Annotated in this window: 27 protein-coding genes and 1 tRNA gene; 17 read left to right on the forward strand and 11 right to left on the reverse strand. The window is 70.2% G+C overall.

What is annotated here, in order from left to right; genetic code table 11:
* Window positions 1-160 precede the first annotated feature (160 nt).
* Both recO and ACT3T5_RS04385 read left to right on the forward strand, forming a co-directional pair.
* Complete coding sequence (gene recO, locus ACT3T5_RS04380) at window positions 161-895, forward strand: DNA repair protein RecO (protein ID WP_444593701.1); 735 nt, start codon at window positions 161-163, stop codon at window positions 893-895.
* Between the two features lie 93 nt (window positions 896-988).
* Window positions 989-1,801: an isoprenyl transferase gene (locus ACT3T5_RS04385; RefSeq protein ID WP_444593702.1), complete on the forward strand. Its 813-nt coding sequence runs from the start codon at window positions 989-991 to the stop codon at window positions 1,799-1,801.
* 96 nt (window positions 1,802-1,897) lie between these two features.
* Here the strand turns inward: ACT3T5_RS04385 and ACT3T5_RS04390 are convergent, their stop codons facing one another.
* From ACT3T5_RS04390 to ACT3T5_RS04410, 5 genes are read right to left on the reverse strand one after another with little or no spacing between them, the layout of a single operon-like run.
* Window positions 1,898-2,488 carry a DedA family protein gene (locus ACT3T5_RS04390; protein ID WP_444576941.1) on the reverse strand — a complete coding sequence of 197 codons (591 nt, stop codon included), beginning with the start codon at window positions 2,486-2,488 and terminating at the stop codon, window positions 1,898-1,900.
* Window positions 2,485-2,961, reverse strand: coding sequence for a Fur family transcriptional regulator (locus tag ACT3T5_RS04395; protein WP_444576940.1), 477 nt, complete (start codon window positions 2,959-2,961; stop codon window positions 2,485-2,487). The genes ACT3T5_RS04390 and ACT3T5_RS04395 overlap by 4 nt, the downstream gene beginning before the upstream one ends.
* Window positions 2,962-2,993: 32 nt before the next feature.
* Entirely contained in the window at window positions 2,994-3,956 is a 963-nt protein-coding gene (locus ACT3T5_RS04400) for a metal ABC transporter permease (protein WP_444593703.1), read from the reverse strand.
* Entirely contained in the window at window positions 3,953-4,717 is a 765-nt protein-coding gene (locus tag ACT3T5_RS04405) for a metal ABC transporter ATP-binding protein (RefSeq protein ID WP_444593704.1), read from the reverse strand. The genes ACT3T5_RS04400 and ACT3T5_RS04405 overlap by 4 nt, the downstream gene beginning before the upstream one ends.
* Window positions 4,714-5,703 carry a metal ABC transporter substrate-binding protein gene (locus ACT3T5_RS04410; protein ID WP_444593705.1) on the reverse strand — a complete coding sequence of 330 codons (990 nt, stop codon included), beginning with the start codon at window positions 5,701-5,703 and terminating at the stop codon, window positions 4,714-4,716. Before ACT3T5_RS04410 ends, ACT3T5_RS04405 begins: the two co-directional genes overlap by 4 nt.
* Window positions 5,704-5,795: 92 nt before the next feature.
* On the opposite strand from ACT3T5_RS04410, the gene ACT3T5_RS04415 reads away from it, so the two are divergent.
* The 4 genes from ACT3T5_RS04415 (at window position 5,796) to ACT3T5_RS04430 (ending at window position 9,683) form a co-directional block, all read left to right on the forward strand.
* Complete coding sequence (locus ACT3T5_RS04415; protein WP_444593706.1) at window positions 5,796-7,232, forward strand: glycine--tRNA ligase; 1,437 nt, start codon at window positions 5,796-5,798, stop codon at window positions 7,230-7,232.
* 34 nt (window positions 7,233-7,266) lie between these two features.
* Window positions 7,267-8,289, forward strand: coding sequence for a DUF4037 domain-containing protein (locus ACT3T5_RS04420; protein ID WP_444593707.1), 1,023 nt, complete (start codon window positions 7,267-7,269; stop codon window positions 8,287-8,289).
* A gap of 81 nt (window positions 8,290-8,370) precedes the next feature.
* The gene (locus ACT3T5_RS04425; protein WP_444593708.1) at window positions 8,371-9,084 is read left to right on the forward strand and encodes a ClpP family protease; all 714 of its coding nucleotides are present in this window, start codon (window positions 8,371-8,373) and stop codon (window positions 9,082-9,084) included.
* Window positions 9,081-9,683, forward strand: a complete 603-nt coding sequence (locus ACT3T5_RS04430; protein WP_444576933.1) for a ClpP family protease — start codon at window positions 9,081-9,083, stop codon at window positions 9,681-9,683. The genes ACT3T5_RS04425 and ACT3T5_RS04430 overlap by 4 nt, the downstream gene beginning before the upstream one ends.
* Here the strand turns inward: ACT3T5_RS04430 and ACT3T5_RS04435 are convergent.
* On the reverse strand, window positions 9,661-10,092 hold the full coding sequence (locus ACT3T5_RS04435; RefSeq protein WP_444593709.1) for a helix-turn-helix domain-containing protein: 432 nt from the start codon (window positions 10,090-10,092) through the stop codon (window positions 9,661-9,663). The genes ACT3T5_RS04430 and ACT3T5_RS04435 overlap by 23 nt on opposite strands.
* Before the next feature lie 169 nt (window positions 10,093-10,261).
* On the opposite strand from ACT3T5_RS04435, the gene ACT3T5_RS04440 reads away from it, so the two are divergent.
* The 4 genes from ACT3T5_RS04440 to dnaG all read left to right on the forward strand — a co-directional run bounded on the left by ACT3T5_RS04440 (window position 10,262) and on the right by dnaG (window position 15,287).
* Complete coding sequence (locus tag ACT3T5_RS04440) at window positions 10,262-10,594, forward strand: VOC family protein (protein WP_444593710.1); 333 nt, start codon at window positions 10,262-10,264, stop codon at window positions 10,592-10,594.
* Window positions 10,595-10,744: 150 nt separating this feature from the next.
* A complete protein-coding gene (gene dusB, locus ACT3T5_RS04445; RefSeq protein WP_444576930.1) occupies window positions 10,745-11,956 on the forward strand; it encodes a tRNA dihydrouridine synthase DusB in 1,212 nt (403 codons plus the stop codon).
* Between the two features lie 3 nt (window positions 11,957-11,959).
* Entirely contained in the window at window positions 11,960-13,288 is a 1,329-nt protein-coding gene (locus ACT3T5_RS04450) for a deoxyguanosinetriphosphate triphosphohydrolase (RefSeq protein ID WP_444593711.1), read from the forward strand.
* Window positions 13,289-13,292: 4 nt separating this feature from the next.
* Complete coding sequence (gene dnaG / locus ACT3T5_RS04455; RefSeq protein WP_444593712.1) at window positions 13,293-15,287, forward strand: DNA primase; 1,995 nt, start codon at window positions 13,293-13,295, stop codon at window positions 15,285-15,287.
* Here the strand turns inward: dnaG and ACT3T5_RS04460 are convergent.
* Window positions 15,229-15,894: a DedA family protein gene (locus ACT3T5_RS04460; protein ID WP_444593713.1), complete on the reverse strand. Its 666-nt coding sequence runs from the start codon at window positions 15,892-15,894 to the stop codon at window positions 15,229-15,231. The genes dnaG and ACT3T5_RS04460 overlap by 59 nt on opposite strands.
* A 319-nt stretch (window positions 15,895-16,213) precedes the next feature.
* Here ACT3T5_RS04460 and ACT3T5_RS04465 point away from each other — a divergent pair, with 319 nt between their 5' ends.
* The 3 genes from ACT3T5_RS04465 to ACT3T5_RS04475 all read left to right on the forward strand — a co-directional run bounded on the left by ACT3T5_RS04465 (window position 16,214) and on the right by ACT3T5_RS04475 (window position 20,105).
* The gene (locus tag ACT3T5_RS04465) at window positions 16,214-17,386 is read left to right on the forward strand and encodes a sensor histidine kinase (RefSeq protein ID WP_444576926.1); all 1,173 of its coding nucleotides are present in this window, start codon (window positions 16,214-16,216) and stop codon (window positions 17,384-17,386) included.
* A complete protein-coding gene (locus tag ACT3T5_RS04470; RefSeq protein WP_444576925.1) occupies window positions 17,379-18,074 on the forward strand; it encodes a response regulator in 696 nt (231 codons plus the stop codon). The genes ACT3T5_RS04465 and ACT3T5_RS04470 overlap by 8 nt, the downstream gene beginning before the upstream one ends.
* Before the next feature lie 141 nt (window positions 18,075-18,215).
* Complete coding sequence (locus ACT3T5_RS04475) at window positions 18,216-20,105, forward strand: glycoside hydrolase family 76 protein (protein WP_444576924.1); 1,890 nt, start codon at window positions 18,216-18,218, stop codon at window positions 20,103-20,105.
* Between the two features lie 186 nt (window positions 20,106-20,291).
* On the opposite strand, the gene ACT3T5_RS04480 is transcribed toward ACT3T5_RS04475, so the two are convergent.
* Complete coding sequence (locus ACT3T5_RS04480) at window positions 20,292-20,774, reverse strand: phage tail protein (RefSeq protein ID WP_443335231.1); 483 nt, start codon at window positions 20,772-20,774, stop codon at window positions 20,292-20,294.
* A gap of 657 nt (window positions 20,775-21,431) precedes the next feature.
* On the opposite strand from ACT3T5_RS04480, the gene ACT3T5_RS04485 reads away from it, so the two are divergent.
* The gene (locus ACT3T5_RS04485) at window positions 21,432-21,989 is read left to right on the forward strand and encodes an OsmC family protein (protein WP_444576923.1); all 558 of its coding nucleotides are present in this window, start codon (window positions 21,432-21,434) and stop codon (window positions 21,987-21,989) included.
* Between the two features lie 6 nt (window positions 21,990-21,995).
* On the opposite strand, the gene ACT3T5_RS04490 is transcribed toward ACT3T5_RS04485, so the two are convergent.
* A complete protein-coding gene (locus ACT3T5_RS04490) occupies window positions 21,996-22,226 on the reverse strand; it encodes a hypothetical protein (RefSeq protein ID WP_444593714.1) in 231 nt (76 codons plus the stop codon).
* Window positions 22,227-22,400: 174 nt separating this feature from the next.
* On the opposite strand from ACT3T5_RS04490, the gene ACT3T5_RS04495 reads away from it, so the two are divergent.
* A complete protein-coding gene (locus tag ACT3T5_RS04495) occupies window positions 22,401-22,904 on the forward strand; it encodes a helix-turn-helix domain-containing protein (protein ID WP_444576922.1) in 504 nt (167 codons plus the stop codon).
* Window positions 22,901-23,443 carry a DUF6036 family nucleotidyltransferase gene (locus ACT3T5_RS04500; protein WP_443335235.1) on the forward strand — a complete coding sequence of 181 codons (543 nt, stop codon included), beginning with the start codon at window positions 22,901-22,903 and terminating at the stop codon, window positions 23,441-23,443. Before ACT3T5_RS04495 ends, ACT3T5_RS04500 begins: the two co-directional genes overlap by 4 nt.
* 480 nt (window positions 23,444-23,923) lie before the next feature.
* Here ACT3T5_RS04500 and ACT3T5_RS04505 read toward each other — a convergent pair.
* Window positions 23,924-23,997, reverse strand: a tRNA-Ile gene (locus ACT3T5_RS04505).
* 137 nt (window positions 23,998-24,134) lie between these two features.
* Window positions 24,135-25,403 (reverse strand): glycoside hydrolase 5 family protein, encoded by a 1,269-nt coding sequence (locus tag ACT3T5_RS04510; RefSeq protein WP_444576921.1) that lies wholly within the window; start codon window positions 25,401-25,403, stop codon window positions 24,135-24,137.
* Window positions 25,404-25,579: 176 nt separating this feature from the next.
* On the opposite strand from ACT3T5_RS04510, the gene ACT3T5_RS04515 reads away from it, so the two are divergent.
* Window positions 25,580-26,740 carry a LacI family DNA-binding transcriptional regulator gene (locus ACT3T5_RS04515; RefSeq protein ID WP_444576920.1) on the forward strand — a complete coding sequence of 387 codons (1,161 nt, stop codon included), beginning with the start codon at window positions 25,580-25,582 and terminating at the stop codon, window positions 26,738-26,740.
* Window positions 26,741-26,772: the final 32 nt, after the last annotated feature.

The following is a 26,772-nucleotide window of genomic DNA, read 5'->3' on the forward strand; positions in this document are numbered from 1 at the left end:
GACCACTCCGTGCGGCCCAGGTGCGGCTCCGGTGCGGTCCTGGTGGGGTGGCGATGCGGTGCCGACACGGATCTGCGGGCTCCGGGGTGACGGACCTCCTGGCCGACACCACCCCTGCCTGCAGCCAGGAGTCACCACCCCGCCGTAGGCTCGAGGGACCATGCAGCAGAAGCTCTACCGAGACGACGCGATCGTCCTGCGCACCCATCCCCTGGGTGAGGCCGATCGCATCATCACGCTTCTCACCCGGCGGCACGGCAAGGTCCGCGCCGTCGCCAAGGGTGTGCGCCGCACCGGCAGCCGCTTCGGTGCGCGGCTGGAGCCGTTCACCCTGGTCGACGTGCAGCTGCACACCGGTCGCAGCCTGCACACCGTCACCCAGGTCGTCGCGATCGAGGCCTTCGCCATCGGGATCAGCGCCGACTACAGCCGCTTCACGGCCGCGAGCGCGATGCTCGAGACCACCGACCGGCTCACCGACGAGATGGTGGACCCCAACCAGCGCGGCTTCCTCATTCTCGTCGGCGCGCTGCGGGCGATGTCGGAGGGCCGTCTCGCCCCGCCGCTGGTCCTGGACTCGTTCCTCATCCGCACCCTCGCCGTCTCCGGATGGGCCCCTGAGCTGTCCATCTGCGCGACCTGCGGGGCACCGGGCCCGCACCATGCCCTCGACATCCGCGCCGGTGGCCTGGTGTGCACCGCCTGTCGTCGTCCCGGGGCCATCGCCGTGCGACAGTCCACGATCGAGCACATGATCTTCCTGCTCGCCGGCGACTGGGACAATGTCGTCACGGCCGACGAGACCGTCATGCAGGAGGCGGGCCGGCTGATCACCGACACGATCACGTGGCACCTCGAGCGCTCGGTGCGCTCCCTGAGCTACGTCGAACGCTGAGACCCCGACTGCTGAGACCCTGATCTCTGAGACCCCGAACGCTGCGGCAACGTCCGCCGACCGTCCGCCCGCGAGACCCCCTGGAGGCCACCGATGCCCGGCGCACCCGTTGCTGCATACGACGAGCCGTTCGAGCACCCCAGCGGTGCGCGCCCGCCGTCGTTGCCGACCCCCACGATCCCCGGCCACGTCGCCGTGGTGATGGACGGCAACGGTCGCTGGGCGAACCGCCAGGGGCTGCCGCGCACAGCAGGCCATGAGGCGGGGGAGGCGGCCCTGCTCGACGTCGTCGCCGGTGCGCTGCAGATCGGCGTGACCCATCTGTCGGCCTACGCCTTCTCCACCGAGAACTGGAAGCGCTCCCCGGAGGAGGTGCGCTTCCTCATGGGCTTCTCGCGCTCGGTGCTGCGCCGCCAGCGCGACACCCTGAACTCCTGGGGCGTGCGGATCGTGTGGATCGGCCGCGAGCAGCGCCTGTGGGGCAGCGTCATCAAGGAGCTGCGCGAGGCCGAGGAGCTCACGCGCACCAACTCCCGGATGACGCTCTACATGTGCGTGAACTACGGCGGCCGCGCCGAGATCATCGACGCGGTGCGGGAGATCGCCGAGGAGGCACGCTCCGGGCGCCTGCGCGGGCGGGGCATCAACGAACGCACCCTCGCCCGGCATCTCGCCGATCCTGACATGCCGGATGTGGATCTGTTCCTGCGCACCAGCGGGGAGCAGCGCACCTCGAACTTCCTGCTGTGGCAGTCCGCCTACGCCGAGCTGGTGTTCGTCCCCGAGCTGTGGCCCGATGTGGACCGCGTGGTGCTGTGGCGCGCGATCACGGAGTACGCCCGACGCGACCGTCGGTACGGGGGAGCGGTCGATGTCCCCGGCGCTGCGGAGGTCGACCCCGTCTGAGGGCAGGGTCCGAGCCCGAGCACTAGCACGGGCCCGAACACGACCTCGATCACGAACACGAGCCCGAGTGGGTGCGAGCGCGGTCGGGTCGTCGTCTCAGGAGGCCTGATCCGTGCTGTGGCCGGCGTCCGGATCCCTGCCATCGGACGCCGCATCCTGCTCGTCGGCGGGCTCCGTGGCGATGTCATCGGCGGGCGTGACGTCATCGGCCGGGGCGAGCATCCCGCCGGCGAGGCGCCGATGGCGCAGCAGCATCGCGATGAGCACCACGATCAGGGCGAGCACCGCGACCGCGGCCCACGGTGACCGCAGGAACAGCTCCAGCCAGGCGGCGAAGGCCACCAGGCCGATGGTGGCGTAGATGAACGCCCAGGCGGCGCCGCCGATCGCGAGCGCCGGCAGATACCGCCGGAGCGGCATCCCGGTGAGGCCCGCAGCGGCGTTGACCGCGGTCTGGAAGCCGACGGTCAGGAAGCTGAGGGCGACGACGGGCGCGCCCCAGCGGTTGACGATCTCCGTGGCCCGCTCCACCCGCGGGGAATCGAGGAAGGCGGCGATCCGTCCACGATGGGCGACCCGACGGGCGCCGCGGCCGAGGGCATAGGTCGACCCGGCGCGCAGCCAGATCACCACGTACAGCACGCCCATCGCCTGGAGCAGCGGCAGCGACTCCACCCAGTCCATCATCGCCGAGGGGCCCCGCCCTCAGCCGGCTCGTCCTGGACCTGCTCGCCCTCGACCTGTTCGCTCTCGACCGACTCGCCCTCGACCTGTTCGGCGCCACCGTGGTCGGTGCACAGACCGAACACCTCGAGGGTGTGATCGAGGTCGGTGAAGCCGTGCTCCCGGGCGATGGCGGTCATGGCGCCCTCGAGCTTGGGCGCGAGGAACTCGACGGTGCGACCGCACTCCCGGCACACGAGGTGGTGGTGGTGGCCGGTGTCCTCGCATTGGCGGTACAGCGACTCCCCGTCGCCCGCGACCAGCACGTCGAGCCGCCCGGAGCGGCTGAGGGCCTGCAGGTTGCGATACACGGTGGCCAGGCCCACGGTCTCGCCGTCGGCCTTCATCTGCTCATGGATCTGCTGGGCGCTGCGGAAGTCGTCCTGTCGCTCGAGCGTCTCGAGGATCGCGGAGCGTTGGCGGGTGTTCCGTTGCATGCCTCGATTGTCCCCCATGTCGGTCGGGACCTTCATCGCTGCCAGCCGGAGGGGGCACGTGCGGCGGCGACCTCATGGGCGGTCTCGACGGAGCGCTCCTGGCGGGCGCGGGTCTCCGCATCCGGCTCGGCCGGCGCGGTCCCGACCCGGCTGCGGGATCCGAGGATCGTCCGCGTGAGCAGCGCGAGGATGTAGACGGCGATCGTGGCCAGCACGATCACGCCGCCGGGCGGCAGGTCGACGTAGACGGTGATCAGCAGTCCGCCCAGCGCGCACACCACGGCGATCACCATGGCGGTGCGCATGGTGCGCGTGAAGCCGACCACGAGCTGCTGCGCCGCGGCGACAGGGACGATCATGAGCGCGGAGACCATGAGCGCTCCCACGATGCGCATCGAGAGCGTCACGGTGAGCGCGGCCATCACGGCGATGAGGACGTTCACCGCGCGCACCGGCAGGCCGGAGGCCCGGGCGAACTCCTCGTCACCCGTGACCGCGGAGAGCAGGGAGCTGAGGCCGATCCCGATCACGAGCACCACGACGGCGAGCACGAGCGCGATGAGCAGATCCGGGGCCGTGACCGTGGACAGGGAGCCGAACAGGTAGCCCATGAGGTTCTGCGAGGTGCCACCGGCGAGCTGGATGATCACGACGCCGCCGGCGATGCCGCCGTAGAACATGATCGCCAGTGCGACGTCGCGGCTGGTGTGGCTGACCTCGCGCACGTACTCGATCGCCAGCGCGCCGATGACGGAGGCGGCCAGCGCGCCCGGGATCGCGAGCAGATCGGCGGGGGTGGCGGTGGTCCAGGCGCCCACCAGCCAGCCGACGGCCACGCCGGTCAGGGCCACGTGGCCGAGGCCGTCACCGAGCAGGGAGAGTCGCTTCTGGACCAGGTAGGTGCCGACCACCGGGGCGGTCAGCCCGATGAGCACCGCGATGATCAGCGGGTACCGCAGCAGGTCGGAGGTGAGGATGTCGAGTGGGGAGATCATGCGGGGTGGATCTCCTGTCCGAGGCATTCGTGAGGCGGGAGGCTGTCGAGCAGGTGCTCGTGCCCGGGATCCAGCGGCGGGCGATCGCCCACGTCGCCGTCGTGGACGACCCGGCCGTGGTCCAGGACCACCGCCCGCGTGATGTCCCGTTCGAGCATCCCGGTCTCGTGCAGGACCACGAGGATGGTGGTGCCACGCGCGGTGAGCTCCCGGAAGAGGGAGGCGATGAGCTGCTGGGTGGAGAGGTCCACGCCGGAGAAGGGCTCGTCCAGCACCAGGAACTCCGGCTCGCGCACGAGGGCACGGGCCAGCATCACCCGTCGGCGCTGCCCGCCGGACATCCGGGTGATGGGCCGGCCCGCCAGGTCCCCGAGCCCCACGGCGTCCAGCGCCGTGCGCACCCGGGGGTCCCGGGTCCGCGGCCACCAGGAGCGCGAGGTGAGCAGGCCGCTGGCCACGGACTCCCGGGCGGTCGCCGGGATGGAGCCGGCCTCCGAGGAGTCCTGGGGCACGTATCCGAGACGGTCGTGCACCGCTGCGCGGTGGACCTCCTGCCCGAAGAGCGTCGCACTGCCGGACTCCAGGGGGAGCACGCCGACGACCGCCCGCAGCAGGGTGGACTTCCCCGAGCCGTTCGCGCCCAGCAGAGCGACCATCTCGCCGGGGGCGATCCGCAGATCGACATCGTGGAGGATACGTGTCCCGGAGAGCTGGACGTTCGCCCCCCGGACCTCGACAACGTGTTCCGCGGATCGGGTCATGCCCAGCTCTCCAGGAGCTTGCGGCTGTTCTCTCGCATCACAGCAGGGTAGTCCGAGTCCTCATCGAGCTGGGTCTCGAGGTTGTCGAGTTCCTCACTGGCGATGCCGAGGTTCTCCGCGAGGGTCTGGGCGACCTTCGGGGACGCCGTGGTCTCGAAGAAGATCGTGGAGACGTTCTCCTCCGTCACGAGCTTCTCCAGATCGAGAAGACGCTGGGGGGAGGGCTCGCTCTCGGGGTCCACCCCGGCGATGCCGATCTGGTGGAGGTCGTAACGGTCCGCCAGATAGGCGTACGCCGCGTGGCTCGTGATGAAGGCGCGCTCCCCGTCGACGCCCCCGTACTGCTCGGTGAGCTCCGCGTCGAGGGCCTCGAGGTCGCTGCGCACGTCGGCGGCAGCGGCGGAGAAGGCGTCGACGCCGTCAGGGGCCAGCTCCGCCAGGCGGGCGGCGAGGGCATCGCCGACCTCCGCCATCCGCAGCGGATCGTGCCAGAAGTGGGGGTCGTTCGGCCCATGATCGTGCTCGTCGTGGCTCTCGTCCGCGGCGTGCTCGTCGCCGCCTGCGTCCGAGGCCTCCTCCTCATGCTCATGGGAGTCGTCGCCGCTGGGGAGCATGGTGACCACCTGGGAGACGTCGAGCACGTTGTCCCCGTCGCCCGAGGCGATCGCATCGTCGAGGGAGGCCTGGTAGCCGGGGATCTGCAGCACCAGCCCCGCCTCCTGGACCGCCATGACCTGGCGGACGGAGAGCTCGAGTCCGTGCGCGTCGGCGCCCGGGGTGGCGAGGTCGGTCACGTCCACGTGCTCGCCGCCGATCCGTGCCAGGAGGTAGGAGAGCGGATAGTTCGAGGTCACCACGGTGATCCCTCCACTGCCGCCGCTGCCTGCGCCCCCACCGTCGCCGCAGGCGGCGAGCAGGGCGGCACCCGCACCGAGTCCGGTGAGGGCGAGCAGGGAGCGGCGCGTGGGGCGCGGAGTGAACGTCATGACAATCATTCTCACCAAGCCGGCATGCCTGCGCAAGCCGACGGGCCGCCGGGGCCGCCCGGCGTGCGCACCGTCACACGTGCGCCGTCGGTATGCTGGGAGGGTTCTGTTCCACCCTCGTCACCAGGAGTCTCCCCGTGGCCAAGGCCCCCGCCAGCACGCTGGACAACGTCATCTCCCTCACCAAGAAGCGCGGCTTCGTCTTCCCGGCAGGAGAGATCTACGGCGGTACGCGCTCTGCCTGGGACTACGGCCCTCTCGGTGTGGAGCTCAAGGAGAACATCAAGCGGCAGTGGTGGCGCACGTTCGTGCAGTCCCGCGCCGACATGGTGGGCCTGGACTCCTCGATCATCCTTCCCAAGCGCGTGTGGGAGGCGTCCGGCCACGTCGCGACCTTCACCGACCCGCTGGTGGAGTGCAAGAGCTGCCACAACCGCTTCCGCGAGGACCACCTCCTGGAGGGCTTCGAGGAGAAGAAGGGCCGCGCGCCCGAGGGCGGCCTGGCCGAGGTGCCCTGCCCCAACTGCGGCACCCGCGGCGAGTTCACCGATCCTCAGCAGTTCTCCGGCCTGATCAAGACGTTCCTCGGCCCGGTGGACACCGAGGCGGGCCTGACGTACCTGCGCCCCGAGACGGCCCAGGGCATCTTCGTGAACTTCCTCAACGTGGTCACCGCGACCCGCCAGAAGCCCCCGTTCGGCATCGGCCAGGTCGGCAAGGCGTTCCGCAACGAGATCACCCCCGGCAACTTCATCTTCCGCACCCGCGAGTTCGAGCAGATGGAGATCGAGTTCTTCACGCCGCCCGCGGAGGCCCAGACCCACTTCGACGCGTGGGTCGAGGACTGCTGGAACTGGTTCATCGACCTCGGCATGAACCCGGACAACCTGCGCCGCTTCGACGTCCCCGAGGACGATCGCGCCCACTACAGCGCCGGCACGATCGACTTCGAGTACCGCTTCGGCTTCCAGGGCAGCGAGTGGGGCGAGCTCATGGGCATCGCCAACCGCACCGACTTCGACCTGGGCAGCCACACCGAGGGCTCGGGCACGAAGATGCAGTACTTCGACCAGGCGAACAACGAGCGGTACACGCCGTACGTGATCGAGCCCAGCTTCGGCCTGACCCGCTCGATGATGGCGTTCCTGGTCGACGCCTACACCGAGGACGAGGCCCCCAACTCCAAGGGCGGCGTCGACAAGCGCACCGTGCTCAAGCTCGATCCGCGCCTGGCGCCGATCAAGGCCGCGGTGCTGCCGCTGTCCAAGAGCGAGGACCTCGTGCCCCGCGCCACCCAGCTCGCCGATCAGCTGCGCAAGCACTGGAACGTCGAGATGGACGTCACGCAGGCCATCGGTCGTCGCTACCGTCGTCAGGACGAGATCGGCACCCCGTTCTGCATCACGGTCGACTTCGAGACCGCGACCGACCAGGCCGTGACCATCCGCGAGCGCGACACCATGACGCAGGAGCGCGTGGCTCTCGACCAGGTCGAGTCCTACCTCGCGGCCCGCCTCCTCGGCGCCTGAGCCCGGGCGCGCGAGAGGTCCGGTCGTGGGAGAGATGCCGTCCACCGGCGCCGGCCTCTCGCAGGAGTACTTCCGCCAGGTCGTGCGTCCGCTCCTCACGGCGCGGGCTCCGGGGATCGACGTCGCCGCTGCGCGGCTGGGCTCCGGCTCCGACGTGCTCGGCTTCGACGATGCCCAGTCCCGTGACCACGACTGGGGCCTGCGCCTGACCCTGCTCGTCGAGGACGACCGCGCCCCGGAGATCGACGCGCTGCTGGAGTCCGAGCTGCCGGAGACCTGGCAAGGACTTCCCACGCGCTTCGCGACCACCTGGGATCCCGTCGTGCGACAGCGGGTCGAGGTCGCTTCGGCGGCATCCTTCGCCGTGTCCCGTCTCGGCGTGGATCCCTCGAGCGCGCTGACCCTCACCGAGTGGCTGTCCCTCACCGGGCAGTCGGTCCTCGAGGTCACGGCGGGACCGGTCTTCGAGGACGGCCCGGGCGTCCTCACGGACATCCGGGAGCGTCTCACCTGGTATCCGGACGACATCTGGCGGTACGCCGTGGCCTCGGACTGGTCGCGGCTGGGCCAGGAGTTCCCCGACGTGGGCCGGGCAGGGCTGCGCGGCGACGAGGACGGCTCAGCCGTGATCGCCGCGCGTCACGTGCGCACCCTGCTGCACTTCGCCCACCTCCTGCACCGCCGCTGGCCCCCGTACGGGAAATGGCTCGCCCGCTCCGCCGCCCGGCTGCCAGGTGGGGGAGTGCTGCGCATCGCCCTGCACGAGGTGCTGCACGCCCGGGACTGGAGATCCCGACAGGCCGCCCTGGCGGATGCCGCCGAGCTGCTCGCCACGACCCAGGGCGAGCAGGGACTGCCCACGATGGATCCCGCCACCGAGCCGTTCTTCGAGCGACCCCACATCGGCGTGCGGGAGATGGCCGAGCTGCTGACAGCGCAGATCCGCGACCCGGAGGTCCGAGCGCTCCCGATCGGGGTCGGCACCGCCGAGCAGATCAGCGACAACGTGAGCGTGCTCGTCGATCCGGCGCTGCGCCGGCGGCTCGTCGGCGGCTGAGAACCAGCCCCTCTGCCCTGCGCTGATCAGCGCCGGGCGGAGATCCTCCCGCCGGGCCCCGCCGAGGCCGAGGCTGGGTCCATGACACTCAGCCGCACACTCCCACGACTCGACGACACCGCGCAGACCTCCGCCCCGGATGCCCTCGGCGCTCTGACCGCCACCCGGCTGCTCCACCACCGGGTGCTGATCCTGGACCGTGAGCTGGATCAGGACAACGGCGCCCAGCTCAGCGCCCAGCTCCTGCTGCTCGCCGCCGAGGAGCCGCAGCAGGACATCACCCTGCTCATCAACTCGCCGGGCGGCCTGGTGCCCGCGATGCTCGCGATCGGGGACATCATGGATCTGATCCCCTGCGACGTGCGCACGGTGGCGCTCGGGATGGCCTACAGCGCCGGGCAGTTCCTGCTCACCCACGGCACGCCCGGCAAGCGGATGATCCTTCCCCACGGCCGCGTGCTGATGCACCAGGGATCTGCCGGCTTCGGCGGCAGTGCGGCGGACATCGAGCTGCAGGCCGAGGACCTCCGCCGGGGCCGGGACCTCCTCATCGAGCTGACCGCACAGCGCACCGGGCAGAGCGTGCAGACGATCGCCCAGGACTCGGAGCGGGACCGGATGTGGGACGCGCACGCCGCCGTCGACTACGGATTCGCCGATCGCATCGTCACCTCCCTCGAGGAGATCCTGCCGCTGGGCATCCCCGCCCGTGGGGGCACCTCGCTCGGCAGCACCCCGCCCGCCCCCGCGCAGCGCGATCCTGCAGCAGGAGCACCAGAAGGAGACCTCCGATGAGCACGTACACCATCCCCAGCGTCATCGAACGCACGCGAACCGGCGTCGAGCGCAGCGCGGACGTCTACTCGCGCCTGCTCTCGGATCGGATCATCTACCTCGGCACGCCGATCGACGACGGCGTCGCCAACTCGGTGATCGCCCAGATCCTGCACCTGGAGAACGAGTCTTCCGACGCGCCGATCCACCTCTACCTCAACTCCAGCGGCGGCGACGCCCAGGCGGTGCTGGCCATCTACGACACGCTCGCCTACGTGCGCAGCAAGGTGGCGGTCACCTGCGTCGGCCAGGCGGTCGCGGCGCCGGTGGTCCTGCTCGCCGCGGGAACACCCGGGATGCGATCGGTGCTGCCCCACACCCGTGTGGTGCTGCATCCGCTCGAGGCGCAGGGCCGCGGAGCGGTGCCGGACCTGATACTCGCCACGGAGGAGGTGGAGCGGATCCGACGGGCCCTGGAGGCGCTGATCGCCGAGCACTCCGGGCGGTCCTTGGAGCAGGTGCGGCGGGATCTCGAGCGGGAGCAGGTGCTCGATGCCCGGGCGACCGTCGACTACGGCCTCGCGGACGAGGTGCTGCTCAGGCGGCCGACAGCAGGCTGAGGTGCGGTCGGGCGGTGAGGGATACCTCGCCGCCCGGGGCCCGCTGTCCGGTGCGCTCAGCGGCGGTAGAGGTGAGATCGAGGGTTTCCGGTCGCACAAGAGCAGGTCCGCGGAACCTCTCGTGCGTCCCTGCGCCGTCGCGCTCGTCCGCTTCCGCACGCCCTCGGAGCAGGGCGTCGTCGGCCGCGCGGAGCAGGAGCTGCGGAACGCTGACCTCGAGGGCGCCGGTGATGGCGGCGAGCAGCTCGGAGGAGGGGTCCTTGCGGCCGCGCTCGACGTCGGAGAGATGCTGCATGCTGATCCCTGCGGTGGCGGCGACCTGGGCGAGGGTTCGGCCCTGCCGTCGGCGCTCGTCGCGGAGCACCGCGCCCATCAGCTCACGCAGCAGCGGCTCCAGATGCTCATCCATGTCCCGAGGCTACGCGCGCGCCACGGGCAGCCGCCCCCGCCTCTGCCCAGGGCAGAATCCTCCGCGGCCGGATGACAGGGGTGGATCGGACCCGCATCGAGCGCATGATGGTCGTCTCCGGGGCACGACGCGAACGCGTCGGCCCGTCACTCCCGGAAGGAGCTCGCACATGTTCACCTCCGTGCTCGCCACCATGACCGTCGCCGACCTCGACGCCGCCGAGAGCTGGTACACGCGGCTTTTCGGGGTCGGACCCGACGTGCGTCCCATGGACGGCCTGCTGGAATGGCACCTCTCCGGGGGCAACGGCGTCCAGGTGTTCGCCGAGGCGGAGCGCGCCGGGCACTCCGCGCTGGTGCTCAGCACGGACGACCTCGACCTCGAGGCGGCACGGCTCCGGGACTCCGGGATCGACCAGCCCGCCCCGCAGCCAGGTGGTGGGGCCCGGGTGCTGGTGCTCTCGGACCCCGACGGGAACCGTGTGGTCCTCTTCGGAGCCTGATCGGCTCCTGGAGGGCTGAGCAGTCCCGGGAAGTTCCGGGCAGTTGAGGGTGACCCCGCAGCGGGTCGGCCTTCCTCCCCACCCCGTGCCGATGCACATCACCCTGCCCCTCCCTCCCGGACGACGGGCCCAAGTGGGACAATCAACCTGATGACCACCCTCGACGCCCCCACCGCCCCGCCCGCGCAGCCCGCCGGCGCCGCTCGGCGATCCTTGACGATCGGTCCGCACACGATCGACACGCCGGTGGTGCTCGCCCCCATGGCCGGCATCACGAACATGGCGTTCCGGCTGCTGTGCCGCGAATTCGGCGCGATGCACAGCGATGACGACGGCGGCCTGTTCGTCGGCGAGATGGTCACCACCCGGGCGCTGGTGGAGGACCATAAGGAGTCCTGGCGCCTGGTGACGATGGGCGAGCGTGAGACGCCCCGCTCCGTGCAGCTGTACGGCGTGGACCCGGCCACGGTGCGCCGCGCCGTCGAGATGATCCGAGAGCGCGACCTCGCCGATCACATCGACCTCAACTTCGGTTGCCCGGTCCCCAAGGTGACCCGCCGCGGGGGCGGCGGCGTGCTGCCCTGGAAGACCGAGCTGTTCACGCGGATCGTGCGCGCCGCGGTCGAGGCGGCCGGGCCCGAGATCCCCGTCACGGTGAAGACCCGCATCGGCATCGACGACGAGCACCAGACCTTCGGCGACGCGGGGCTCATCGCCCAGGAGGTCGGAGCGGCGGCGATCGCCCTGCACGGCCGCACGGTGGTGCAGCACTACTCCGGCACGGCGCGCTGGGAGAAGATCACCGAGCTCAAGGAGCTGGTCACCGACATCCCGGTGCTCGGCAACGGCGACATCTGGTCCGCAGAGGACGCGATCTCGATGATGGACCAGACGGGCTGCGACGGTGTCGTGGTGGGCCGTGGATGCCAGGGCCGTCCGTGGCTGTTCGCCGATCTCGCCGCCGGGTTCGCCGGCAGGCCGGACCGGGTGCGGCCCTCGATGGGGGACGTCGCGAAGATCCTGCGCCGCCACGCCGAGCTGCTCGTGGAGTTCTACGAGGAGGAGGGGCGCGCGCTGCGTGACCTGCGCAAGCATGTCGCCTGGTACTTCAAGGGCTATCCCGTCGGCGGCGAGATGCGCCATCGCCTGGCGACCATGGAATCCCTCGCCGATCTCGATGCCAAGCTCGCCGAGCTCGATCTGTCCTGCCCGTATCCCGGTGAGGCCGTCGAAGGTCCCCGCGGCCGGGCCGGGAGTCCCAAGCGTGCCGTGGTGCCCGAGGGATGGATGACCTCCCGCGAGCTGTCCGATGCCCATGCCGCACGCCTCCACGAGGCCGAGCTCGACACCTCAGGGGGCTGAGCCATGACCACCTCACGTACTCCGGAGAGCGTCGCGCAGCCGGCGGCCGGCTACACGCAGGCCGACGTCGAGCGCTGGGCCGACGAACCCCCGAAGTCCCAGGAGCGCACTCCGTTCCAGCGGGACCGCGCCCGTGTGCTGCACTCCTCGGCGCTGCGCCGGTTGGGGGCCAAGACCCAGGTCCTCGGCGCCGGGGCGAACGACTTCGTGCGCACCCGCCTCACCCACTCCCTCGAGGTGGCACAGGTGGGCCGCGACATCGGCCTCGCACTCGGCTGCGACCCCGACATCGTCGACGCCGCCTGCCTCTCCCACGATCTCGGCCATCCGCCCTTCGGGCACAACGGTGAGAAGGTGCTCGACGCCCTGGCCGCGGACTTCGGCGGCTTCGAGGGCAACGCCCAGACCCTGCGCCTGCTCACCCGGCTCGAGCCCAAGGTGCTGGGCGAGGACCGTCCCTACGGCCTGAACCTGACCCGGGCCGGCGTCGACGCGGCGATCAAGTACCCCTGGGCGCGGGGTGAGGGTCCCGACCCGACCTCCCCGAAGTTCGGCGCCTACGCGGATGACCTGGACGTCTACGAGTGGGCGCGTCACGGCGCGATCCCCGGCCGGAAGTGCTTCGAGGCGCAGGTCATGGACCTCGCCGACGACATCGCGTACTCCGTCCACGACATCGAGGATGCGATCACCGGGCGCACCCTGGACCTCGGGAAGCTGCGCGAGCCGATGGAGCGCTCCGCCGCGCTCTACGTCGTGCAGGACTGGTACATGCCGGACGAATCCCTCGACGCGCTGGACGCCGCGCTGCAGCGCCTCGAGGCGGAACCCTCCTGGATGACGTCCTTCACGGGCACCATGCGCTCCGCCGCCGCCCTGAAGAACATGGCCAGCCAGCTCATCGGGCGCTTCACCCGTTCCGCGATCACCGCGACCCGCGCCGTCCAGGGGGAGGGGGCGATGTCCCGCTACTCCGGGGACATCGTGGTGCCGGAGGAGACCCACCTCGAGGTCGCCGTGCTCAAGGGCCTCGCCGCGGCCTACGTGATGTCCTCCGCCTCCCAGCAGCCCGTCTACGAAGCGCAGGAGGAGATCATCAACGATCTCTACTCGCGGCTGTGGAACACCGGCACCCAGTACCTGAGCCCCCTGTTCGCCGAACTGTGGGAGGCTTCGCAGGACGACGACACCCGCCGCCGGGTGGTCGTCGACCAGATCGCCTCCTACACGGACGTCACCGCCCGTCGGCTCCACGATGTCCTGTTCGACCGCGCGATCTCCCACATCACGGCTGCGGACACCCCGCTGCCCGGACTCGGATCGGAGCTGTGAGGAGTTGGCCCAGGGACTGATCCGTCGTGCCGACGTGGAGCTGGTGCGGGAGCGCTCCCGGCTGGACGAGGTCGTCGGCGAGCACGTCACGCTGCGCACCGGCGGAATCGGCTCGATGAAGGGGCTGTGCCCCTTCCACGACGAGAAGACCCCGTCGTTCAACATCCGTCCCCAGCTGGGCCATTGGCACTGCTTCGGATGCGGCGAGGGCGGAGACGTCATCTCGTTCGTCCAGAAGATCAACCATCTCAGCTTCGTCGAGGCCGTCGAGGTGCTCGCGGGCCGCTACGGCGTGCAGCTGCATTACGAGGACTCCAAGGACGGCAAGGGCGACCGCCCCGACTTCGGCACCCGCCGGCGCCTGCTCGACGCGCACGCGATCGCCGAGGAGTACTACCGCGAACAGCTTGACACCCCCGAGGCCGAGGTGGGACGCAGATTCCTCGCCGAACGCGGATTCGACCGCGCTGCCGCCGAACGATTCGGCGTGGGCTTCGCGCCGGAGGGCTGGGACGCCATCACCGGTGTGCTGCGCAAGCGGGGCTTCACCGAGGACGAGCTGGTGGCCAGCGGGATCGTCTCCCAAGGACAGCGCGGCGTGTACGACCGCTTCCGCGGCCGGCTGATCTGGCCGATCCGGGAGATCACCGGCAACACCATCGGCTTCGGGGCGCGCCGCCTGCTGGAGTCCGACAAGGGCCCCAAGTACCTCAACACCCCTGAGACCGCGATCTATCACAAGTCCAACGTGCTCTACGGGCTGGACCTCGCGCGCAAGGACATCGCCACCCAGAAGCGGGTGGTGGTCGTCGAGGGCTACACCGACGTCATGGCCGCGCACCTCGCCGGCATCCCGACCGCGGTCGCCTCGTGCGGCACCGCCTTCGGCGCGGAACACGTGAAGATCGTGCGTCGCGTGATGGGGGACTCGAACCGCAGCGCCGGTCTGCGCCTGAACACCGACGGCCGCGGATTGGCCGGCGAGGTGGTCTTCACCTTCGACGGCGACGCCGCCGGGCAGAAGGCCGCGCTGCGCGCCTTCGAGGAGGACCAGAAATTCGTGGCGCAGACGTACGTCGCCGTCGAGCCCCACGGCATGGACCCCTGCGACCTGCGACTCGCCCAGGGGGACCAGGCCGTCGTCGACCTCATCGAGGGCCGCAAGCCCATGTTCGAGTTCGCCATCCGCTCTGCGATCGCCCAGGTCGACCTCGACACCGTCGAGGGGCAGGTCACCGCGCTGCGGATGGCGGCCCCGGTGGTGGCGAGCATCCGCGACCGGGCCATGCGCCCGGAGTACGCGCGCCGTCTCTCCGGGTGGCTCGGCATGGACGAGCGCACCGTGCTGCGGGCGGTGCACGACGCCGCCCGGAGCGAGGGACGCGGTGGCCGGCACGCGGAGCCGGCGACCCTCGCCGAACGCCCCGGCACCCTCGAGAACGGCAACGGGCATGGCGCCGGCGCCGGGGGAGAGGGGCAGGAGACCCTTCCGGCGGCGCGGCTCTCGGACGTCGTCAACCCCCGCGATCCCGTCGGCCAGGTCGAGACCCAGTCCCTCGCCGTCATGCTGCAGGCTCCGCAGCTCCTGGACACCGACACGGTCGGGGCCCTGCCCGACGACGCCTTCCACGTGCCCGCCCTGCAGGGGGTCTGGGACGTCATGCTGGCCGCTGGGACTCTGCTCGATGCCGTGATCGGCACCCTGCACCCGGCGCGCTATCTCGAGCAGGTCCTCGAGATCTCCGGCGAGACCGTGCGCCCGTTGATCGTCGAGATCGCGAATCTCGACCTCCCGGCGCGCGATGAGGCGGGGCTGCAGAAATTGGGCGCCTCGCTCCTGTCCCGGCTCAGCGAGCTGTCCATCACCCGTGAGTACTCCGTGCTCAAGCAGCGCCTGCAGCGCACGGACCCCTCCGACGCGGAGCGCTACCAGGAGATCCTTACGCGCCTCGCGACGGTGCAGGAGAAGCGGCGCGCACTGCGCTCACCGGACGACTGAGCGTCCTGTCCCGGCGGCGTCGGGCGCGCAGGGCCCGGACCCCTTCGATCGATCCGCCCACGGCGAGCGCGAGGCCGATGCCCAGCGCGACCCCCATCAGCGGCTGCTCATGGAAGGCGAGTCCGCCCAGCATGCCGATCCCCACGCTGTAGAGCGCCCACAGCAGCCCTGCGATCGCGGCGAAGCCCACGAAGCGTGCCCGCGGATAGCCGATCGCCCCGGAGGCGACGGTGGTCGCGGTGCGCCCGCCCGGGATGAAGCGGGCGGAGATCAGGAGCATCCCTCCGCGCGTGGTCAGCTCCCGCTGGGCCCACTCGAACAGGGCGCCGCCCCACCGCCGGCGTCGGAACCAGGCCGTCAGCGGCCCGGCTCCGCGACCGAGATGATGCGCGACGACGTCCCCGCCGAGCGCCCCGGCCCAGGCGGAGAGCAGCACCCACGATGCCTCGGGGCCGCTCCCGGTGACCGCGTAGGCCGCAGCGGTGATCACCAGGGTCTCGCCCGGCACGAGCGGGATCACGGCATCCAGCATCGTCACCCCGAGCACGAGGGCGTAGAGCCAGGGAGAGGTCAGAAGGGTCTGGGCGAGGTCCAGCACGGCATCCATGGACGAGCTCCTGCATCGGTCGGGCGAGTCGGTCGGGGCGGGGAGAGATCGATCGGTCCGGGAAGGCGGTCCGGGGAGGACCGGTGCAGGGATCCGAGGAGGACCGATACAGGGACGACGCTAGGGACCGGTGGCGGCACCCCGGAACGGAGCCGGCCCCGCACTCCTGACGGCGCACCGGCAGGAGGTTTACGGTTATCCGTCATCGCCCTGGAGGCAGGCCACCTGCCGCGTCACCGCCCAGCGTTGATAGCTTGCTCAGCGACGGTGGCGATCGCCCCGTCGGCGGCACCCTTCTCTCGGTCCAGGAGCTTCGACCATGCGACTGCCCGATCTCTCCGGCATCCAGCTGCCGCGCGAGCCTGCCCGGATCGTGCGCAGGTCGCTGCGCCACGTCGCGGGCACCGCGCTGGGCCTGGTCCTCGGCCCGCTCCTGCTGCTGACCGCCGTGCTGATGCTGGTGCGCTGGCGAGCGCCCTTCCGTCGGGTGCGCCGCTGGGAGCTGACTCGTCTGCGCCGCGCTTACCGCCTGCAGCTCGGGGACGAGGACGGAGGTTTCCTCGGGGGCCGACGGGCGCTGCTCCACGGCGCCCTCGCCGGTCTGCTCGGGTACGTGATGATGGATCTGCTGATCCTGGTCGCCGCCGTCGTGCTGGGCAGCTTCACGCAGTCCTTCTACGGCAGCCCCGTCACCCTCGAGTTCGATCTGTGGGTGATCAGCCGTCCGGCGCCGTCCGTGCTGCTGATCTTCGGCACCTCGAGCCTGGTGGCCGCGGCGCTCTACGCGGAGTTCGCGGTGTGGCTGCAGACCCTGCTCCTGCGGCGCTGGACCGGCGTGGTGCGCACCGACGCGCTGGAGAGCCGCATCAGCCGCCTGCTGACCACGCGGCGCGGCGTGGTGCTCGCGATCGATGACGAGCGGCGCCGGATCGAGCGCGATCTCCACGACGGCGTGCAGCAGAACATCGTCTCGCTCTCGGTCACCCTCGCCCGGGCCCGGCGCGCCACGGATCCCGAACGCAGCTCCCAGCTGCTGGAGCAGGCGCACACCCAGTCCCAGGCCCTCATCGACGAGGTGCGTCAGGTCGCCTGGCGGATCTATCCGACGGCCCTTGACGAGCACGGGTTGGCGTCGGCGCTCGACGGCGTCGCCGAGACCTGCCCCGTGCCCGTGCACGTCGACGTGCGCCTCGAGGGGGTGGTCCCGCAGGCGGTGGAGTCTGCCGCGTACTTCGTGGCGCGCGAAGCCGTCACCAACGTGGTCAAGCACGCCGCCGCGAGCGATGTGCGGATCACGGTGGTGACCCTCGCCGAGTCCGACCGGCGCATGCTGCGCCTGAGCGTCCAGGACGACGGCATCGGCGGCGCGAACCCCGAGGGCGGGGGCCTCCAGGGTCTGGCCCGCCGCGTGGCCGCCCTGGACGGTAGCGTGAGCGTGGACAGCCCGCTCGGCGGGCCGACGATCATTTCCGCGGAGATCCCCTGTGACTGAGCACCAGAACCGATCCGATCCGTCCCGCGGGCAGCGTCCGCTGAGCGTGATCCTCGCCGATGACGCGGTGCTGCTGCGCGAGGGGGTGCGGAGCCTGCTCGCCGACGAGGGCATCGAGGTGCTCGCCTCGGTCGGTGACGGCGAGGCTCTGCTGGAGGAGGTCGCCCGTCACCGGCCCCGCCTGGCCATCGTGGACGTGCGGATGCCGCCGACCCACACCGACGAGGGCCTGATCGCGGCGCTGCGCATCAAACGGGAGCACCCCGAGGTGGGTGTGCTCGTGCTCTCGCAGTACGTCGCGAGGGAGTATGCCAGCGACCTCCTGGGCACGGAGACGCCCGGCATCGGCTACCTGCTCAAGGACCGCATCACCGAGATCGACGGGTTCCTGCGTGCCGTGCACGACGTCGCCGACGGCGGCACCGTGATCGACCCGGCCGTGGTGCGGGCGCTCCTGCGCAACCCCGAGCAGCGGAAGGCCGTCAGCCGCCTGACCCCGCGTGAGGTCGAGGTGCTGGAGACCATGGCCGAAGGGCTCTCCAACCGGGGGATCGCCGACCGGCTGTTCCTCTCGCTGAGCACCGTGGAGAAGGCGATCAGCGCCATCTTCGACAAGCTCGAGCTCACCGGCGACGAGCAGACCAGCCGCCGCGTGCGAGCGGTCCTGCGGTTCCTCGACGAGCAGTGACGGGGCGCGGCCGCGTGCTCATCGGGGTGGCGAGGTGATTGACGCCCGGGTGCCCCGGTGGAATGCTCGACGCCGTCCGTGAACGATCACGGCACGAGCAGAGCGTTCAACGACCGAGCGCCACGATCGGGAGCCCCATCGATGAAGATGTCACGCCGCACCCTTGCCGCCCTCACCGCCGCCGCCCTGCCCGCGCTCGGAGCAGCCTCCGTCGCGAACGCGGCGCCGCCAGAGCTCCCACGGGTCCGGGGCGACGAGGCGCTCGCCCGTGCACGCGTCGCCGCGGATGTGCTGATGGGGGACTACGACCAGAACAAGGCATGGTTCCCTTCGAGTTGGTGGAACTCCGCCGTCGCCCTGCAGACCATCGGCGACTACATGCTGCGCAGCGGCGACCGTCGCTATCTGGACCAGCTGGACCACACCTTCGAACGCAACAAGGGCCCCTTCCCGGCCGGGGAGCTCTCCGGCGATGAGCTGTACGGCAACTTCACCAGCCGTGCCATCGACGACTCGGGCTGGTGGGCGCTGACCTGGATCACCGCCTTCGACCTCACCGGCGAGCAGAAATACCTCCACATGGCCGTGACCATCGGCGAGTTCATGGACGACTTCTGGGACCCCAGCACCTGCGACGGCGGGATCTGGTGGAACGAGGAGCGCACCTACAAGAACGCCGTCACCAACGGGCAGTGGATCCGGCTCACCGCCGAGCTGCACAATCGCATCCCGGGAGATGAGGCCTGGCTCGAACGCGCTCAGGTGGCCTGGGACTGGTACCTCACCAGCGGGATGGTCAACGAGGACGGCCTTCTCAACGATGGGTTGACCGACTCGTGCGAGAACAATCGCGACCGTGTTTACACCTACAACCAGGCCCTCGCGATCGGTGGGGCCCTCGAGCTCTGGCGGGCCACCGGTGATCCGCAGCTGCTGGAGAATGCGCGCTGCTTCGCCGACTCGGCGCTCGCGGAGGGCGCCCTGTTCACCGGCGGCATCCTCACGGAGTGGACCGACGTGCTGGGGGAGACGACCAACGACAACCACAAGCAGTTCAAGGGCATCTTCCTGCGCTACCTCATGGACCTCGCCGACACCACGAGCGATGACCGGTACCGGGACGTCGTCGCGACCCAGGCCGCGACGATCTGGGAGGCTGACCGCACGATCGCCGACGAGCTCGGCGTGCGCTGGGCCGGGAAGAGCACCGAGACGTCCCCGAACGTGTTCGACTGGCGCACCCAGGCGAGCGCCCTCTCCGCCCTGATCGCCGATCTCCCGAGATCCGGAGCGCGCCGCTCGCTGTCGGCCTCCCTCTCCCGCACACCGGTGGTGATGCCCGATGGAGCACCGACCGTCCGACAGCTCGATCTGGAGGTCGCCATCACCTCGACCGCTTCACGCCCGGTCCGGGTGCACCTGGAGGCGGAGGGACCGGAGGGGTGGACGCTCGACCTCGCCCCGAGCGTCGACCTGGAGGTGCCCGACGCGGAGGGCGAGCCCGCCACCGTGACCATCCCGGTCCAGATCACGATCCCGGCCGACGCGACCGACGGGAACCCTCTGATCGCCGTGAACGCGAAGGCCGCCGGCGGGCTGGAGTTCACCGCACGGACCGAGGTCCTCGTCGCCCGGACCGTCGACTTCGACGGCGGGACCCAGGACGAGCCGTGGCTGTGGGACGCCGGTGGCTCCGGCGTCACCGACGAACCGGGCCGCTTCGCGGACGGTAACAGCTACTTCATCTACCGCTTCCCGTTCCCGGCGAGCACGACGGCGGCCGAGCTCACCGTGACGATCAGCAACCAGTACCTCGTGGATCTGAGCCCGGACGGCGAGTCCTGGACCCGGGTGCTGGCCGAGGACGAGCCGCTCCGGGACGCCTCGAACCGCGCCGATCACACGTTCGACCTGACGCCGTACCTCGACGGGGACGACAAGGACGTCTACCTCAAGGTGTCCGACGCCTTCCCCGAGGACGGCTGGGGCGGCCAGGTGCACCACGTGAGCGCGCAGTTCAGCGGGTCCTGAGGGAGGGTCGGACGGGGCCCCTCGATCGGGGAGCCCCGTCCTCCACCCCCTTCCGATGCGAACAGTCCGTGCCGGTCCCGGAGGTGCGTGGCGGGACACCGAAGGTCTGGGGATGAGCGGTGACGTGCTGCACGCGCTCGCTCCGAGCTGCCCGGACCAGGACGGTGCCGGGAGCGGTGAGCCTGGTCAGGCGCTCGTAGGCAGCGGGTGCTCGCCCTTGATGACGAAGTAGCTGCCACGGATAGTGCCGGCGAGCTTCGACTTCTGGCGTGCGAACTTGAAGGCGGAGAGCTCGTCGGGAACCTCCATGCCGTCGGAGAGCTTGAGGCCCACGGCGCGCTTGCCGCCGTCGGCCCGGGTCCACAGCACGTTCAGCGCGAGACCGCTCTCGTAGAAGACGTGGACCCAGACGATGCCGTCCACCTCGTTGATGCTCACCTCGAGCGCGGGCGAGGTGATGACCATGTCGCGTTCCGTCCGGAGGATCTCCTCGACCCACGTGAGGGTCGCAGCCTCCTCGGCGGCAGGGGCGACGGTGAAGACGTGACCGTACTTGGTCGAGAAGTACCGGGCCTCGTTCGCGCGCAGACCCGCGAGGGCATCGGTGACGGGCGAGGATTCGAGACCCTCGGAAGAGACGTCGGTGAACGAGACGGCGCGGCGTGACATGGGGCCTCCTGGATCGGCTGAGGGAAGAGTACGCCCGCTGGGGCATCCTCAGCGCGGGACGTGCGCCGGGGTTCAGAGGCCTGAGCCCCTTCTGCCAAGCTCTTCACAGGGCGGCACCGGACGCGTTCCCGAACCACGTGTTCGATGCCCCTGCCACGGAGCCCATCCTTGTGCAGGACCGGATCGGCGAACCGATCAGGGTCCTCGAGAGGCGTCCCGGGAACGGTCCGATCACGTTCATCACCGCGGGGGTCGCTCAGATCCCCACCGACGCCGAGGCGACTCGCGTCGCATCACCGGACTGGGACTCGCTGCGCGCCGCCGTGGAATCCCCCGACGCCCTGCTCGACGTGACACGTGCCAGTGCGGACCCCGCCCCCGGTGCCGGACGCGAGGCCCGGCTTCCTCTTGGTGGACGAGCTACCGCGCCGCGCAGCACCCCGTCGGCGAGCGCTGTTCACCGACGACTCCGGTGAGTTCGTCCTCGAGGACGACGGGGACACCGACGACCGACTGGCCCGGGCGGTCGTGCCGTCGCCATCCGTCAGGTGGCGCCGACAGCACCCTCGTCTGCTCCGGATGACCCCCGATGACGGAAGAAGTCGGCAGATCACGGGGGCCTTGGTGCCCACGTCCGACGCTTCTATCGTCGGCGACATGACCACCACAGCAAGCATCCGCTCCACCGTCCCCGAGATCTCCGCCGAGGATCGCGCCGCCCGCCTCACCAGCGCCGGGGGCGCGTGGGCTGAGCGACTGGATGCCGATCGCACGAAGGGCCATCTGTCCTACGGGGTCGACGGCGTCGGCGCCGGTTCGGTGGCCACGACCGTTCGCGCCGGCACGCACTCTTTCATCGTCGACGAGCCCGCAGCGCTGGCCGGCGATGACGCCGGGACCAGCCCGGTCGAATACGCACTCGGAGCGCTCGTCGGCTGCCAGGTCGTCGTCTATCGTCTCTACGCGCAGCAGCTCGGCATCGCCTTCGACGACATCGTCATCAGGGCCGAGGCCGATCTGGACGCGGCGCGTCTGTTCGGCGCCGACGAGACCGTGCGCGCCGGGTTCTCCGAGGTGCGTCTCGACATCGAGCTCTCCGGACCGGAGACGGACGAACGCTACGACGAGCTGCGTGAGGCGGTCGATGCCCACTGCCCGGTGCTCGACATCTTCCAGAACCCGACCCCGGTCAGGACCACCGTCACTCGCGCCTGATCGCTGTCACTCTGCGCTGAGCTCGGGCAGCTCGGGCAGCTCGGGCAGCTCGGGCAGCTCGGCGCCGCGGATCCTCGGATCCTCGAGGTCACGGGAGTGCGGCAGGTACGGCGCTGCGCATCGGTGGAAGCTCGCGACGTGGCGTCGAATCCAGGCTGCACGCCAGATCGCGAAGCCGCCTGTTGGCGCATCAGTCCCCAGTGCGTCAGCGCCACGCCGCCACCTCCGTACGTCCACCCCAGTGCTCTGCGCCAGTGCGCGAAGTCGTGCTCTTGCGGGACGATCATGCTATCGCGGACGGACGCCGCGCCCTTGCTCCACGGTCGCCGCACGCTTGCTCCGCTGTGGCGATGGTGTGCGCGCCGAAAACGGCGCCGTTGTGTTTATGGTGTTTAGCGGTAGAATGGCGACATGACCACCAACGGTTGGCTGACCACCGGCGAGACAGCGACCATGCTCGGCGTCTCGCGTCAGCACGTTGTCGACCTCTGCGATCGCGGCGAACTACCCTGCACCCGCGCCGGAACCCACCGACGGATCCGACATTCCGACGTCGAGCGCATGATCACGCCTCTGCTCACGCGCGAGCAGGCGAAGAGCCTGTGGCTGCACCGCGCTTTGCTCGGTCACCTCATGATCGACCCCTCATCCGTGCTCGACACGGCGAGGTCTAACCTGCGCAGCTGGAAGTCCGTCCACCGTGAGGACGGGCTGGCGACTGGCTACCTCCAGCAGTGGGAGCAGGTCATCGAAGGCGGCGTGGACTCTGTCGTTCCGGTGCTCGTCGGCACCGATGAGGTCTCCAGCGAACTTCGTCAGAACAGTCCCTTTGCGGGAGTGCTCTCCGATGTGGAACGACGCCAGGTGCTGCGTTCCTTCCGTGAGCACTGGGATCGCGAGCACGCGGCCGCGTGAGACGCACCGATCTCGCCCACCTTCTTCGCGCCGCGTGCGACGTGGCCGGCGATCGCGACGTCCTGGTCATCGGCTCCCAATCCATCCTGGGCACCTATGACGAGGACGACCTCCCAGCCGCCGCCACCGCGTCCATCGAGGCCGACATCGGGTTCCTCGACGATCCGGACCGCGCTAAGGCAGATGACGTCGAAGCCGCCATCGGCGAGATGTCCCAGTTCCACCAGGCCAATGGCGTCTACGCGGAAGGCGTGCACGTCGACACGGCGACATACCTGCCATCAGGCTGGCGCGACAGGCTGATCAGCTGGCCGCTGCGATCATCTGACCCAGCCGATCCTCACTTCCTGGAACCGCACGATCTCGCGATCGCCAAGCTCGGAGCGCACCGCCCGAAAGATCTGGCCTTCGTCAACGCACTCCTCCAAACAGGCATGCTGAAACTCCCAATACTCCAGGCGCGATGCGATCTGCTGCCCTATCAGCATGCCCTCGTGAAGAACCGGATTCGCGGCTTCTTGAGCAGCTACGAGACCTGAGACGAGTCAGCGGACGGTTCAAGCAGCCGAGCGCGATCTACCCTCCACTCTCTGTTCCCCAGCCCGGCATGGTCACGCGACCGACATCGCCACCGTACCGAGCCACTGGGCGACCGTCTCTGCGGTCGCCGGGGGAGCGGACGGATGCTCGGCCACCGCTGGTCGAGGTCGATCAGGTGCTCGAGCGTGACCTCGGCCGTCGCCGGGTTGTGGGCGATCTTCCGCAGCACCTCGCCGGGCATCTCGGAGCGACTCGAGTAGGCAGGCTTGTCCCGCATGGACCATGAGTCCATCAGGGGACACACGGTTCAGGTTGCGGAGCGGATCTACACCACTCACGGCGTTCCGGAGTGTGGACCGGAGGCGCTGGGGCGTCCTCCAGCTCGGACTTCAGCGGAATCAAAAGCCTGACAAAAGTCTGATCGGAGCGATTTGAGCATCCGGGTTTCCGCAGAAAATACCGCTTGACCTGCTGTTTCGTAGCCCAGGCGGGGCTTGAACCCGCGACCGACGGATTATGAGTCCGCTGCTCTAACCAGCTGAGCTACTGGGCCGTGCGCCCTCTGCAGGGCCGCGACGAATCTACCATGGTCACGCCCTGTGACCTGGAGAGATGCGGCGCCTCGCCGCGTTCGGGGTGACGACAGCAGGCGTGCGGCGCGAGTCGCTCCGCACGACGCTCAGCGTCTGCTCAGGCACCCACCCGAGTGGCCGCGGCGCCCCCGGTGCGGGTGTCCCCGGCCGTCACGTCGGCGCGCTCGCGCACGACCTCCACGGTGGGCCGCTCCCCGGCTCGGGAGGCGTCCATCCACTCCTCGAACACCGAGCCGCCAGGCGCGGCGGCGCTGCGGCGGAGCAGCGGATCGGGGCCGACGGGCAGGGCGATCGCCCGGCCGCGCGGCGCCGGGGGAGTGGACTCCCGGGCACCGGCGATCGCATCGCGGAAGGCCTCGCCGGCCCCCTTGATCCGCCCGTGCTCGTCGAAGAGCCCGAGCGTGTGCTCCAGAGGTGGGAAGTCCGCGAGATCGCGGGAGACGTCGTGCGAGCACCACCAGGTGATGCCCCACAGTTCGGGGCAGTCCAGGGAGGTCTCCACGGTGCTGCGCACGAACCAGGGCACGTCCTTCGCCTCGAGGATGCTGCGCGGAGCGCCCACCTCCTGCAGCCACAGCGGACGCTGCGGTGCGGGGGAGAAGGCCCGGGCGAGCTCGAGGTAGTACTCGGCGCGGTGCGCGACCTCGTAGGAGCGGGCGCCGTAGCGCTGACCCGTGCCGTCGAAGATCCAGGAGTGCACCACAGTGGCGTCACCGAGCGCAGCGGACTGGTCCGGGGTGAAGGCGTGGTCGTCCATGAACCAGGCGGCGTCGTAGTTCGCGACCGTGTGCATGCCGCGCGGCGCGCCGTCACGAGCGGCTCCCAGCAGCGTCGAGGTCCATGCGCTCGCCTGCGCGACGTCGATGGCGTCCGGATCGGGGTGGTTCGAGGCGGAGAACTGGTTGACCTCGTTGCCGAGCGTGAGGCCCAGCAGGTTCGGGGCGTCTGCCACACGATCCGCCAGTGCGCGCACCAGCGCGGCGCTGGCGGTCACCACCTCGGGATCCGTGAACATGTTGCGGCGATGCCAGGTGGTCAGCCAGCTGGGGACGAAGTCGAAGCTCGACAGATGGCCCTGCAGTGCGTCGACGACGACATCGAGGCCCACGGCTGCGGCGACGTCGACCACGGCGCGCACGTCGTCCAGGCCCCGGGGCCGGATCAGCGTGCGATTGGGTTGGAGCAGCGGCCATAACGGGAAGATCCGCACGTGGTCCGCGCCGAGCGAGGCGATCGCCGAGAGGTCCTCGCCGACGGCGTCGAGGTCCAGGTCGAGCCAGGAATGGAACCACCCTCGGCGTGGGGTGTAGTTCACGCCGAAGCGCACCGGGCGGGCGCCGGTCGAGTCTGGGGCGGAGGCAGACATCCTCGTCCTTCCGTCGAACAGGTGTGGTGGTCGCCCTGCAGGGGGCAGGATCGCGGGTGGAGCACGATCAACCACCCGCAGGATCAGCGGAGAAAATATCGTCCAACTGTTACTATAGCGCTCAAGTAGAGGCGTTCGGGGCGGTGCGCTGAACTGTCTATTCAGGAGGCCTTGCCATGTCCACCAGCAGCACGTCCGGAGCACGCGGCAGCGGCAGGGGCCAACGGGTCACGATCGCAGACATCGCTCGGCGGGCCGCCGTGACCTCCGCTGCCGTCTCCCTCGCCGTGAACGGCCGCCCGGGCGTCTCCGACGCCACCCGCGAACGCATCATGGACATCGCCCGGGAGCTCGACTGGGAGCCCTCGCCCGCAGCGCGGGCACTTGCCGGAGCACCCGTGCTCACCGTGGGCATGGTCCTCGCACGCCCCGCCGAGGTGCTCGGCAACGAGGCCTTCTTCGGGGCGTTCACCGCCGGGCTGCAGGAGGTGCTCAGCGCCCAGGACTACTCGCTGCAGATGAAGATGGTGCAGTCGCCGGAGGCGGAGATCGAGACCTACCGACGATGGTTCGCCCAGCGACGCGTCGACGGCGTGGTCATGGTGGACCTGCGGGTCGATGATCCACGGATCTCGGCCCTGGAGAAGATCGGCCAGCCCGCGCTCGTCGTGGGCGGGCCCGGGCATCATGGCTCTCTTCCCTCGGTCTATGTCGACGATGCCCAGGCGACGAACCTGCTCGTGGACCATCTGGCCTCCCGCGGGCACTCTCGGATAGCGCGTGTCGCCGGCACCGCCGAGTTCCTCCACACGGCACAGCGCGATCGGGCGTTCCTCGACCGCTGCGCCGAGCACGGCATCGACGGGACCCTCCAGGACGCCGGATACGGCGCGCAGGATGCGGCGGTCGCCACGGCCGAGCTGCTCACCGCCACGAAGCCTCCGACGGCGATCATCTTCGACAGCGACGAGATGGTCCTGGCCGGCATCCATGTGCTGCTGGAGAGCGGGATCCGGGTGCCCGAGCAGATCGCTGTGGCCAGTTACGAAGATTCCGCGCTGGCACGTATGCACCGCCCGGCCATCACCGCGATCGGCCGCTCGGCCGTCGAGTACGGCCGACTCGCCGCGTCCCGCCTGCTGGAGGTCATCGCGGCGAGCAGGAAGCGCCCCCAGGGGGACGTCCCCTCGACGACCGCTTCCGGTGCCCCCGGAGCGTCCGGAGCACCCGGAGCCGAAGCCGGCGAAGTCAGGGCGATCGAACCCGTGCTCCTCGTGCGCGCGTCAACCGATCCGGAGGCAGAGCCGGTCCTGAGCACCCCTCCCGCCCGGGGTTAGATAGGTCATACTCGCCGGTCGGAGCCGCAATC

Source organism: Brachybacterium sp. AOP3-A1-3, assembly GCF_052378285.1.
Lineage (GTDB): Bacteria > Actinomycetota > Actinomycetes > Actinomycetales > Dermabacteraceae > Brachybacterium.